Annotated in this window: 7 protein-coding genes and 1 pseudogene; 2 read left to right on the top strand and 6 right to left on the bottom strand. The window is 57.1% G+C overall.

Annotation, left to right across the window (positions count from 1 at the left end):
* Window positions 1–124 precede the first annotated feature (124 nt).
* From YUU_RS51935 to YUU_RS51930, 4 genes and pseudogenes are all read right to left on the bottom strand, one after another.
* Window positions 125–1,696: pseudogene (locus YUU_RS51935) on the bottom strand (IS66 family transposase).
* A 73-nt stretch (window positions 1,697–1,769) separates the two neighbouring features.
* Entirely contained in the window at window positions 1,770–2,117 is a 348-nt protein-coding gene (gene tnpB / locus YUU_RS0128265) for an IS66 family insertion sequence element accessory protein TnpB (protein ID WP_027525407.1), read from the bottom strand.
* A complete protein-coding gene (locus YUU_RS0128260) occupies window positions 2,114–2,524 on the bottom strand; it encodes a transposase (protein WP_027525406.1) in 411 nt (136 codons plus the stop codon). The genes tnpB and YUU_RS0128260 overlap by 4 nt, the downstream gene beginning before the upstream one ends.
* A gap of 441 nt (window positions 2,525–2,965) precedes the next feature.
* Window positions 2,966–3,787 (bottom strand): class I SAM-dependent methyltransferase, encoded by an 822-nt coding sequence (locus YUU_RS51930; RefSeq protein WP_051389920.1) that lies wholly within the window; start codon window positions 3,785–3,787, stop codon window positions 2,966–2,968.
* Between the two features lie 309 nt (window positions 3,788–4,096).
* Between YUU_RS51930 and YUU_RS0128245 the strand changes: the two genes are divergently transcribed.
* Window positions 4,097–5,557 carry a lipopolysaccharide biosynthesis protein gene (locus YUU_RS0128245; RefSeq protein ID WP_027525405.1) on the top strand — a complete coding sequence of 487 codons (1,461 nt, stop codon included), beginning with the start codon at window positions 4,097–4,099 and terminating at the stop codon, window positions 5,555–5,557.
* A 484-nt stretch (window positions 5,558–6,041) separates the two neighbouring features.
* On the opposite strand, the gene YUU_RS56730 is transcribed toward YUU_RS0128245, so the two are convergent.
* The gene (locus tag YUU_RS56730) at window positions 6,042–7,253 is read right to left on the bottom strand and encodes a glycosyltransferase (RefSeq protein ID WP_084801581.1); all 1,212 of its coding nucleotides are present in this window, start codon (window positions 7,251–7,253) and stop codon (window positions 6,042–6,044) included.
* Between the two features lie 366 nt (window positions 7,254–7,619).
* Between YUU_RS56730 and wecB the strand changes: the two genes are divergently transcribed.
* The gene (gene wecB / locus YUU_RS55250; RefSeq protein ID WP_051389919.1) at window positions 7,620–9,881 is read left to right on the top strand and encodes a non-hydrolyzing UDP-N-acetylglucosamine 2-epimerase; all 2,262 of its coding nucleotides are present in this window, start codon (window positions 7,620–7,622) and stop codon (window positions 9,879–9,881) included.
* A gap of 228 nt (window positions 9,882–10,109) precedes the next feature.
* Here the strand turns inward: wecB and asnB are convergent, their stop codons facing one another.
* Window positions 10,110–11,987: an asparagine synthase (glutamine-hydrolyzing) gene (gene asnB, locus YUU_RS0128230; RefSeq protein WP_027525404.1), complete on the bottom strand. Its 1,878-nt coding sequence runs from the start codon at window positions 11,985–11,987 to the stop codon at window positions 10,110–10,112.
* Window positions 11,988–12,170 lie beyond the last annotated feature (183 nt).

The raw sequence follows: 12,170 nt of genomic DNA, 5'->3' as shown, positions 1-12,170 counted from the left end.
GGAGTCCCGGTGACATTTGCAGCGAGACCAAATTTTTGGACCACCCAGAGCTAGCCCGTCTTATTCGTGCGCATCTGGCGACGGCCCCCAGCTAGGCCGTATTTTGGCGGAAGGCTGATCGCGCTTAAGCGGCGTGAGCGACGCTTTGAGGGTGCCAATTCCAAGGCAGCAGTTCGTCAATGCGCTTGGCAGGGTGATCCGGTAGGCGCGCCAGGATGTCGGCAAGCCAAGCCTGTGGGTCGATGTCATTGAGCTTAGCGGTGGCGATGAGGCTGTAGATGGCAGCCGCACGCCGGCCGCCCTCGTCGGACCCGGCGAAGGTCCAATTTTTTCGTCCCACGGCGACCGCCCGCAGCTCACGCTCGGCAGCATTGTTCGACATGCAAAGCCGTCCGTCATCAAGGAAGCGGCTAAATGCATCCCAGCGGCTGAGGCAGTAATTGATCGCTTTGGTCGTGTCGTTGTTCCTGGAGAGCTTGGCGCGCTGCTCGCGCAACCACGCCTCCAGCTCGACGATCAGGTGGCGGCTACGCTCCTGGCGCACACGCAGGCGCTCCTGCGGAGCAAGGCCGTTGATCTCACGTTCGATTGCGAACAGGACATCGATGCGCTTGACCGCCTCGGCCGCGATCGGCGCCTTGGTGAGCCGTGCCAGATCAAAGAACTTGCGTCTGCCGTGCGCCCAGCACGCGGCCTCGATGATCGGGCCGCCCTTGCGATTGGCCTCGTAGAGCCTGCCAAAGCCGGCGTAGGCGTCGGCCTGCATCAGTCCGGCATAGCCCGCCAGATGCTGCTCCGGATGCGCACCGCCACGATCGGGCGAGTAGAAGAACACGGCCGCCGGCGGATCTGGGCCGGCAAACGGACGGTCGTCGCGCACGTAGGTCCAGAGCCGGCCGGTCCGGGTCTTGCCCTTGGCCAGGACCGGCACCGTGGTGTCATCTGCGTGGATGCGCTCGGCCGCGAAGACGTGGCTCCGGATCGCATCGACCAGCGGCATCAGGGTTGCCGCCGCGGCACCTACCCAGTCCGCGAGCGTCGATACGTCGAGATCGATGCCTTCACGCTAGTAGACGTTGCTCTGACGATTGAGCGGCAGGTGCAGGCCGTACTTGGCGAACAGGACATGGGCCAGCAGCTTGGGCCCTGCACGCCCGCGCGCAATCGGATGCGAGGGAGCCGGCGGCTGGGTGATCGCTTCGCAGGCTCGGCAGACGAGCTTCTCGCGCACGTGCTGGATCACCTTCCACCGGCGTGGAACGAGCTCCAGCGTCTCGGTCACGTCCTCGCCAATCTTGCGCAATCGGCTGTCGCCGCAGCATGGGCAGGTGGCAGGCACCGGATAGACAATGCGCTCCCGCGGCAAATGCTCCGGCAGCGGCCGCCGGGCTGGCTTCCGGCGCTCGAACGATGGCACCGCAATCTTCTCGGCTGCCATCTGCGCTGCGGTCTCAGCTTGCGCCGCGTTCTCCTCCAGGTCGGCGAGCTGTAGCTCGAGCTGGTCCAGCAATGCGCCTCGCTCGGAGGACTGTCCGAACTGCTCGTGCCGCAGCTTCTTGATCGTGAGCTTGAGCTTCTCGATCAGCAATGTCCCCGCCTGGGCTTCGGCTTCCGCGGCCAACCGGGCCGCTCGCTCGGCGCGCAGCATCGCCTGCAGGGTGGTCACATCGTCGGGAAGAGAATCATGAGTGCCCATCGCCGACCAGAGAATCACAAGACGCGATCTCTGTCTGAACCGCTGATCCTGCCACCGATTCAAATCCCGGCGATCAGCCCGCCGCCTGCGGTCGCCAGGTATGTTGCGGCAGCCGCCAGTCGATGCCCTCCAGCAGGTAGCCAAGCTGGGCTGGGGTGATTGTCACCACGCCATCAGCTGACGACGGCCATAGGAATCGGCCGCGCTCCAGCCGCTTGGCGTAGAGCGACATGCCCAGTCCATCGTACCAAAGGATCTTGATCAGCTTGCCGCTTTTGCCACGGAACACATAGAGGTCGCCGCCGTGCGGGTCTCGCTTGAAGGCTTCCTGCGCCAGCAAGCCCAGCGAGTTCATGCCGCGACGCATATCGGTGTGGCCGGTCGCAATCCACACCCGCACGCCCGACGCAATGGGGATCACCGTAGGCGTCCATCTGCCAGCGCCGCCAGGGCGGCCTTCAGCGTCGCCGCGTCGACCGCACCCGTGATCCGCATCCGAGCCCCGGTCGCAAACTCGATCTCGATCGACCCGCCGCTGCTGGCCGACGCGACTGGACAAGGCGTCGGCTCTGATTCCGCGACCACTATCGCCGGTACGAAGCCAGGTTGATCGGCGGCATCCTTCGGCTCCGGCCGAAACGAGCGTCGCCATCGCAGCAGCAATGAGCGCGAAACGCCATACCGCCGCGCTGTTGCCGCGACCTGGCGCGGCGCCTGCAAGCTCTCCAGGACGATCTTGAGCTTCTCATCCTCGGACCAGCGCCGCCGCCGGCCCGTATCCACCACCTCAAGCCGTTCGACTTGGGCACTGCGCCTATCACTGTCCATAAGGACAGTTCTCAACAACGCGCCTCGTTCGGCAAGGCGGCCTTCACCGGACGGATACAGATTGGCTGCGGGACATCTCCATTGAAATGGAGATCGAAGATGGCGTGATCTGGGTCCGTGGCATCGGAGAAGATGGCGTCAAAGCCTTCACCGACTTCGGAATTGAAAACCTGATCGAGCTCATCGGGCTCAGGCGATGACCCGAGGCCTACGCCGAATGAATATCTTGCTCGAGGAAAGCATGGCATTGCAGGGTGACCTCGGTGCCGTGGTCAGACACGATCATTCCCGGTTTGCCGCGCCGCGGGCAGTGCGCTGCGCTACGCCGGAGGCTCCGCCCCAAGTTGCGGCTTAGGTCACGCGCCGTCATCAACGCCAGCAGGAATCACCAACTCCGCCAAACACTGGTTCTCGACCACTCCAGGAGTGTCTGGCGGGCCCTCAGCGCCGCGTCGCTATGAGCTGGACTCCGAGGATGCGGCGCAGAATCGGCAGGTTCGAAACGCGCCATCCGAGGCTCCGCGGCAGGCAGCCGACGATGGTTTCGAACGCAATCACGACGCCAACCGGCAGCGTCATCTGGAAGTTTCGGATGCCCGCGAGAGCCTGCACCCGCGCGAAACCCACGGAGCGGAACAGGCCCGCTAGCTCGCGATTCGTGTACTCGCGCAAGTGAAAGCCGCGCGCCACTTCATCGATACCGCGCGAGACGTCGTGCGGACCGTTCATGCGGCTCGGCGTGATGCAGAAGTATTTTCCGTCGGGCTCTAGCGCGGCGAACACGTTCGCGAGCTGGTCGCGGGCGTCATCCGGGTGGAGGTGCTCCATCAGCTGGTTCGAGAAGATAAGCGTCGCCTTCACCGGAATGCTGATACCGTCTGAGAGCACAACTTCGAGATTTGGCGCGCTCACGCCGCGCGTCACCGTCTCCGAGACATCGATCGCGTAGGCCTTCCGCACGTGCGGCGCGACCATCATCGTGAGCGCGCAGTCGCCAGCTCCGACCTCCGCATACACCGTGTCAGGATTCAGGAACGGACGGAGCGTCTCAAACAGCTTCTGCAACTCGGCTCGCCTCAGCGTCTCCTGGCTCTTATGCACAAGCTGCGAGTGGTACGGAACCTCGCGAAACAGCTCTTCGTAAACCGAGCTGTAAAGATGCTTGCGCTCCGCGCGCGAGGAATTGCGCAGCCGGTCTGCGAGCCCGATTTCGACCCTGTAGTGGTGCGCGCGCTTCGGATCTTTCAGGAGTTGCGAGGGCATTGCTTATCATAGCAATGCGGCGATCGACGATCAATGCGCTACCGGAGTACTCACGAATGGGTAGCCAATCAGCCACCGCTGGTCTTGATATAAGTCCTTCTGTTCTTAACCGTTTTGCATACATTTGCTCAAGATGCGCCACGCGAGGTCTGATATGATTTCTCCGATGACTGCTCAATCGACAATCAATGAATGTTCGTGATGCACATCGTCATGGCAACGGATGAATGGCCTGCTAGCCTAACCAAGGGCTATGACCTACGCGGCGATGCATCGGCAGCTGACGGCTGGCGAGTAGGTCACTGATCCATGGCATCAATATTGCGGCAAGGCATTGCACTCTCCGCTGCGCGCTACATCGAACAGGCCATCATGCTATTGACGCCGGTCGTTCTAGTGCGGACGATCGGCCCCACAGCCTTCGGCGAATATCGGCTGTTCTGGCTACTTGTAACTACCGTAGGCCTGTTGTTCCCCTTCGACGTGCCTCGTAGCTTGCTTTTTTTCTTTGTCCGTTTGGATTCAGAAGGACGCCGGCTCTATGTCGGGCAGACGGTGCTGTTCTTGCTCGCCACCACGATGATTGCGGCGCTTCTGATTTTTGTCTTTCGCGACGCTCTTCCTCTTGGCATGAAAGACCTGCTGCACGACCATGGGCTTTTGCTCGCGGCTTTCCTGTTTATCTGGAATTTGGGCTTGATACTCGATGTATTACCCAACGCTGCAGGGCAGATTCGCTGGCAGGCGCAAGCTGTCGTGGCTGCATCTGTGCTTAGGGCCGCGCTCATAGTTTCGGCAGCAGTATTTTTTCAACGACTTGAAGTGGTACTGGTTGCCACATTGATTGCTGGCTGCGTACGCCTCGGGCTTTTGGCCTATTTCATTGCAGGACATTGTGGTATTCGACTGTTCCCCGTGGACAAGCTGCAATTCCGTGAACAGCTTCGGTATGCTCTTCCATTTGGCGTGGCCACGTTGCTATTCCACACGAGGAAACAGACCGAGCAATGGATTGTGGCTACGATGTTTTCATCGGCGCTGTTCGGCGTTTTTTCAATCGCAACTACGCTCCTTATGCCCATTGAAGTCCTGAGAGGCGGAGTCGCGAATTTGCTCTTGCCCAAAATGAGCCACCTCCATTCACTTGGTGATCACGAAGAGCTGCTGCGCCTCAATAATCAAGGAAACCTGATCCTCAGCGCGATCATTTTCCCCACGATTGCCGCGTTATTCGCCTTTTCCGACCAAGTCATCCAGTTCTTGTTTACAAAGGAGTACGTGAGCGGCTCGCCAGTGCTACGTATCTATCTGGTTCAGACATTGATTTATTCGATAGATATTATGACCCTGCTAAATGTGTTCAAACAGGGGTTGCCGAGTATGCGTTACGAAGCCTCAAGTATTCCTCTGGCCGTGTTAACCAGTTTGGTCGGCGCCTGGCATTATGGTTTACCGGGCGCAGCTATAGGGTCGGTATTGGGTAGTTTGATGGTTTACGCGCTCGTTCTGAAGAGACTTTCAGAGGTAATAAGCGTTCCGGTCGGAAGATTGCAGGATTGGAAAAGCCTCGGAAAAATCTGGAGCATATCCGCAATTTGCGCGCTCGCGGTACGGCTCTTTGCCGACGAGCTGAACCCATCGACACCGCTCGCTGCAATAGGCGGGCCTGCGGCAATCTTGGTGTTGTACGTTATTGTTTTGTTTGCGACCGGGTATTATCGAATGTTTTTTGAGGTTCGAAGAGAATGGCGATTTATCCGCTTTGTCTAATACACCACGAATCATAAAGCTCGGTGCAGCTCTCTGTTCTTGCCCCCTTCGGCATAGTCGACTCTCACTCATACGATCTATGTCTTCGTGCCTCCCTGCGTCAGCACGAGGCGGCCCTCATCGGAGGCGTACGCCGAGCTCAATCGCGCAATTCCGGTCGGAGCGCTATGCAACTATGCAACCACGAACCTAGTCGGCGAGTGCCGTAGGCTCTGGAACGGACACTCCGACAGCCAGGGCGAAAGGTTCACGTACCCGGTCCAAATCGGACTGGCGGCACCCGGCAGTTCGCTCCCGACATCGCACTTGCGATCACTCGGGCGGCCTTGGTATGCGCTCGGCAATCCTGTCGTCACAGAAATTGAAACTGCACCGGCAACGCCGCATGTCAGCCCTAACTCGCACCCACTCGCCCTGATCCGCCTACTGCCACAGGCAAAGCAGCCGAGAGCTTCCCACCCGTACCACGCAGCTGGTGCCGCTATCAGTTCGCGCTTCGATCCGCGTCTCGCGTCCGATCCTCATCATGGCAGACCTCCACGCCGGCATTTATAGCGCTAGCAACAGCTCCCTCACTCAAGGTCGCGCGCGCTCTCCTATCTGCCACCCCTCGATATAGGCGGAGATACGCGTTAGTCATCGCATCGAGCGAGAATGCTGCTCCAATACGCCGACGCCCTTCCCTGCCGAATTCACTAGCGAGCCCTCGGTCATTGAGGAGCTCGAGCACACGACCCGTCAACGCTTCAGCGTCGTGGCTCGGCACAAGAAATCCCGTCTGTCCTTCTAGGACGAGTTCAGGAGTGCCCCCATCGTTTGTTGCTACGATTGGCTTACCCAATGCCATGCATTCGGTTATGGCGTTGGAAATACCCTCCCCGTGTAGGCGGCTGTTGGTGACCAGGACTCCCACGGTGAAAAGATTTGCGATACTTTCCACATCTTTCCGGCGACCCAGAAACTTTACGCGCGGCGCGTATTCCGGTGGGACGCGATCGCGCACTCGCGACAACGTTTCACCGGTGCCGACTGCCACAAACGTGACATCGTTCCTAAGTTGGCAAATGCGGCATGCTACTTCGACAAAGGTTGCGTAATCTTTTCTGGGCGTGAAATTAGCAATCATCCCGACAACGTTGGGTGTCGTAATTCCCAGAATGCTGCGAAGCTCTGCTTCGTTCGTTAAGTTAGAGACTCTTTCAGGATTGAACCCGTTGTAAATACATAGACCTTTGCGCTCTGGAATATGATAGGCGGCTAGACCCGCATGCGAATTGGCAACAACAATGTCTGAAAATGGGATAGTCAGCTTACCCATTAAAAAGTATTTATTCCACAGCGGAATATGCGGCGGTGCGTCTCGCACAAAGCCATTAACGAAGGCTGTGCCGCACACTTTTGCAACTGGAGCCGCAAGAATGGAACACATTGGGTTCCAAGAGTGAATGATATCTACTTTCAGATCAGAGACCAGGTCGTACAAATTCTTGAAAAGGCGCAAATCTCTCTTGCCTCTCCGAACGAGCTGGATAACTTGCGCGAGTTCGCAGCCAATTTCGTAACGAACCTCCTCTTCGTCCGTAACAGCGACGAATGACTTTATGTCACGGTGAGCGAGAAGTCCCCTCAACAGTTCGACGATTTGTCGTTCTTTCCCTCCCGGGCCTAGAGAATCGGTGAGGTGCAATATGCGCATGTCGGTGCTCTCGGACTGATTCGATCCACGTACGAGGAATTCAGCACCAACTTCGATGTCTAACCGCGTTGGATTCAAACGAACCTTCCCATTTTCTCCTCAGATCTGAATCCTGAATGAGGCGACCCAATTCAGACTCCCTCGATATTTCGATTAGTCGCTGAAAGCGTCCCGCTGGGGTACAAACGCCAGTGAGTTATACATGTGCCGTACGAAATCGCGGCAAGAGCCTTATACCATTCCCGCACCGGCAGGTCTCCTCTTCCCTTGTGATCGAGAATGGGTAACCCGAAAGGGTCGAGCCGCGAATCGGCTCAAAGGCTATGCTCCTCGGGTGGTCGTGTTTGAGCCGCTCTCGGAGGACAGATGAAGATCGCCATTCTCGTTGGCACGCGGCCGGAAATCATTAAAATGGCGCCGGTCATTCGCGCATGCCAGAAGCGAAAGCTCGACTACTTCGTCATCCATTCGAAGCAACATTACTCGCAGCAGCTCGACGGGATCTTTTTCTCAGAACTCGATCTTCCAGCGCCGAAATACAATCTGAATGTCGGCTCCGGCGGTCACGCAAACCAGACCGGCCGCATTTTGATTGAGCTTGAGCCGATCCTAATGTCGGAGCAACCCGACGTATTGCTCGTACAAGGAGACACGAACACGGTCGTGGCTGGCGCACTCGCGGCGCGCAAGCTTGGCATAAAAGTCGGGCACATCGAAGCCGGATTACGCTCGTTTGACCAAACGATGCCGGAAGAAAGCAACCGGATTATCGCCGATCATATTTCGGATTATTTATTTGCCGTCACCGACTTGCAGGTCGGCCACTTGATAAGAGAAGGTCTGCCCGAGTCGAAAATCTTCATGGTCGGTAACACGATTGTCGACGCTCTACTCGCTCATCGGGTTCAAGCGGAGAAACACAGTCGGATTCTTTCGGAACTGAAATTGCAAACCAAGGGTTATTTCCTTCTCACGTCCCACCGTGCCGCGAACGTCGACGATCCAGGTGCGCTGAAGGAAATCATCCAACTGATCACGAAACTTCCAGGTAGAGTGTGTTGGCCAATCCATTATCGCACCCAGAAGGTTCTCAAAGAAAACAAATTTGATTTGCCTGCGAATCTGACTTGGACCGAACCCGTTGGCTATTCAGATTTCTTGAATTTGCTTTCGAATTGCTCGGCCGTTATTACGGATTCGGGCGGTGTGCAGGAAGAAGCATGTATCCTCGGCATCCCTTGCGTGACGATTCGCGATCGCACCGAACGGCCCGAAACCGTCGATGTCGGCGCGAATGTGTTGGTTCACCGAAACGCGGAGGCGATGATAGCGGCTCTCAATCGCCCGATCAAACCTTGGACTAATCCGTTTGGTGACGGCCACACCGCCGAGAGGATTCTCGACGTCATTGTGGGCCACGATGTGAAGCCGGTTCTGCAAACGCAGGATACCGTTTGCGTTGTAGGCCTTGGTTACATGGGACTCCCGACGTCCCTGTTGTTCGCGAATGCGGGCCTAAGGGTTACAGGCGTCGATCTCAGGGAGAAGACAGTAGATGAGATCAACAGCGGTCGCTGCCCTTTTGAAGAGAAAGGTATTCCGGAATTGCTAACGGCGGCTTTGAAGACTGACAATTTCAAAGCTGAGACGAAACCTAGACCGGCCGACGTTTTCGTTGTGGCCGTACCGACTCCGCAAAAAGACAAGAAGTGCGATCTGTCCTTCGTCGTTGCGGCCGTGAACAGCCTGCTTTCCGTCATGAAAGATGGAAATCTCCTCATCATCGAATCGACAATCAAACCGAAGACTTGTGAAGACGTCGTACTTCCAATTCTGCAGTCGAGACATTTGAATGTCGAAGTCGCGCATTGCCCGGAGCGCGCGATTCCCGGCAACACGCTACATGAGATCGTGCACAACGACCGCATCATTGGCGCCACGTCGCCGGAAGCAGCACAAAGAGCGGCGCGTCTCTATTCTAGCTTCACCAAGGGCGCGATTCACCAAACGAATCTGATAACTGCTGAGTGCGTGAAGCTCATGGAAAACACATTCCGCGACGTCAATATCGCTCTCGCGAACGAGTTTTCCCTGATTGCGGATAAGTTCAAGTTCAACATCTCGGCAGCGATCACGCTTGCGAACAAGCATCCGCGCGTCAACATTTTGCAACCGGGGATCGGCGTCGGGGGCCACTGTATCGCCATTGATCCGTGGTTTTTGACCGAAGACATCAGCGACCTGACTCTTATACGAGCCGCGCGCGAACTGAACGACGAAATGCCGAAGCACACTGCCGAGCGAATTCAAAACAAGATCGGGCCGTCCGTTCAGAGAATCGGAATTTTGGGAGTGAGCTACAAACCGGATGTCGACGATGCTCGGGAAACTCCGGTTTTGCAAGTTGCAAAGCTTCTCTCGAAAAAATACAGTATCCGTTGCCACGATCCGTTCGTGAAGGATTTTGATCTCGAGCTCTTTCCCATCGAAAAGGTCGACGGCTGGGCGGATGTGCTGGTGGTTCTTTCGAATCACAAAATCTACGCATCCAAGAATTTCGAATCTCCGCTGCTTTCGTTTGACAAGTCGATCAACGCCGACGGGTGCGACTTCGGTTTTAGGCGGTAGGCGCTTTTCTTTTGACTCAGCTGATGCCGGCCAGGGCGTTTGCAGGAAGATTTTCTGACGCAAGGCAAGGGCGGCGAGCCCGTACCGCGGGCGGTTAGGCACGAGCTCCTTGCATCGGAAATCATGCCGACCAATGCGCCGAACGCTAGCTACGCGCCGCCCCGTGGAAAAGCCAGATTGGATATTCGCCGAGCTCCGGAGACGGATACAAAAGTAAGAGCGCTATTTTCACGTTGGTATCCTAAACGTGCGCAGGAATATTTCAAGGTTTGTCAACGACCAAAGAGTTTTTTCGTGGTTCTGTCGACCGCTAAGGTGGTCTGTTACAAGCCTACGAAGCTTGGAGCCGCTTATCATTCGCGCTACACATGAACTCTCGCTCACAAGCATGTCCTGTACGAGATCCCGGTGAGGGCCTCTAAACCATTCTCCGACGGGCACACGGAATCCGACCTTTTTGCGCCGCAGGATTGACTGCGGAAGGATCTTGTCCATTGCTGCGCGCAGCACGGTCTTGCCGCCCTTGCCTCCCGTCAGAAACTCATCCGGGAAGCGCGCCACGACGCCGGCCAGCATCGTGTCCATAAACGGCATCCGCCCCTCGATCGACCCCGCCATCATCATTCGATCGCCGCGTTCCAACAAATCATCCGGAAGCCAGGACGTCTGATCGAAGAATAATGTGCGCCGCAGACTGGATGCGAGCCCAGACGAGTACGGATAGACATCCGGCGGCGCTGCCGAGAGGCGTCGGCCGAGCATCGCCTCAGCTTCGGCAACTGAAGTGCCGCCGAACCACACTCGCATGCGGTTCACCAGGTCTCGTTCGCCCGCAGCCAATGCAAGAATCTTTACGCGCCGCATCCCGTACGGCAATGAACGCACCAGTGGATAGATTAGTCGCTCGTGAAGCAAGTGCGGCATCAGCCATTGATACAGACCTATCCACTGCTCAGCCCGATGCTTCGCATATCCTCCCATCAGCTCGTCGGCGCCTTCTCCCGTGAGCACCATCTTAACGCTACGAGAGGCGATTTCCGAAAGCATAAAGATCGGAACGTCAGATGTCTCGCTGACCGGAGCACCACGGCGTAAGACCGCGGTTGACCAATGCTCCATGAAGGCATCGGGTTCGACGAATAGTTCATTGTGAGTTGTACCAAACTGTTCCGCAACGGCACGTGCGTGATCGAGCTCCGAATATTCCGCTTCCCGAAAGCCTACGGAGAACGTTCGCACGGGCTCCCCACTATGCTTGACCATGGTCGCAACGACGGCCGACGAGTCGACCCCACCCGAAAGATAGGCGCCGAACGGCGCGTCGCTACGCATACGAATTCGAACGGCCTCATCGAATGTCTCTTCGAACAAGCGAACTGCATCGCCGAACGACTTGACTTCCGGCATCGTCGTCGCAACTGGTGGCGTAAAATAGCGCGTCGTTTTCAGCGTTCCGTTCTGCCATACGGCATAATGACCAGGCTGCAGCTTCCTCACCGCACGAAAGAACGTGAGAGGCCCCGGAACGTAGCGATTAAGAAGATAGTGGCCCAGTGCTTCGAAATCGAACGCTCGGCTGAAGCCCGGAAACTGAACGAGCGGCTCAATCTCTGAGCCGAACAGAAGACCACCCTGCAACTCGGCGAGAAACAGCGGCTTTTTCCCGAAGGCATCGCGGGCCAGGATAAGGCGCTGTTCTGCTTCATCCCAAAGCGCAAAGCCGAACATGCCGCGAAATCTACCTACTGCATCAAGGTGCCAAGCGCGATATGCTTCGATGAGCACTTCGGTATCTGAGTTCGTGCGAAAGCGGTGGCCAAGGGCAACGAGTTCCTGTCGCAGTTCGATGTAGTTATAGATTTCGCCGTTGAAGATTAATGTAAAGCGGCCGTCCTCACTCGACATTGGTTGCCCGCCGCCACCGATATCGATAATCGAAAGCCGGCGATGGCCGAAGCCGATTTGAAATCGCTCATCAGATGTCTCGTGAAGCCAGTAACCCGAGCCGTCAGGCCCTCGATGAAACATCAGATCGGTAAGCCTGATAAGAGTCTCACGATCCTGATGCCTCGAGGCCCCAAGACCCCATCCAAAGATCCCACACATGCCAAATGCCTTACCTCGACAACAATCAGATGATAGCCGCGACATGTGCTCCTTCCGGAGCCGGCTGCGATTAAGTCATCAATCAAACGGAACAAGGCCGGAAGGCCGAAGCAATCGATCGGACGACCGGTTGTCGTCGTCGGGTTGAAAACGAAATCCGCAATTGCGTTTCCTCCCTTTAGG

It is taken from the genome of Bradyrhizobium sp. Ec3.3, assembly GCF_000472925.1.
GTDB lineage: Bacteria > Pseudomonadota > Alphaproteobacteria > Rhizobiales > Xanthobacteraceae > Bradyrhizobium.
The sequence above is the reverse complement of the archived record's forward strand: the minus strand, read 5'-3'. Positions and strand labels throughout refer to the sequence as shown.

Coding starts and splice junctions, on each gene's coding strand:
- YUU_RS0128260 (WP_027525406.1), bottom strand. CDS start 2,524: ATGGACAGTGATAGGCGCAGTGCCCAAGTCGAACGGCTTGAGGTGGTG.
- wecB (WP_051389919.1), top strand. CDS start 7,620: ATGAAGATCGCCATTCTCGTTGGCACGCGGCCGGAAATCATTAAAATG.
- YUU_RS56730 (WP_084801581.1), bottom strand. CDS start 7,253: ATGCGCATATTGCACCTCACCGATTCTCTAGGCCCGGGAGGGAAAGAA.
- YUU_RS51930 (WP_051389920.1), bottom strand. CDS start 3,787: ATGCCCTCGCAACTCCTGAAAGATCCGAAGCGCGCGCACCACTACAGG.
- asnB (WP_027525404.1), bottom strand. CDS start 11,987: ATGTGTGGGATCTTTGGATGGGGTCTTGGGGCCTCGAGGCATCAGGAT.
- YUU_RS0128245 (WP_027525405.1), top strand. CDS start 4,097: ATGGCATCAATATTGCGGCAAGGCATTGCACTCTCCGCTGCGCGCTAC.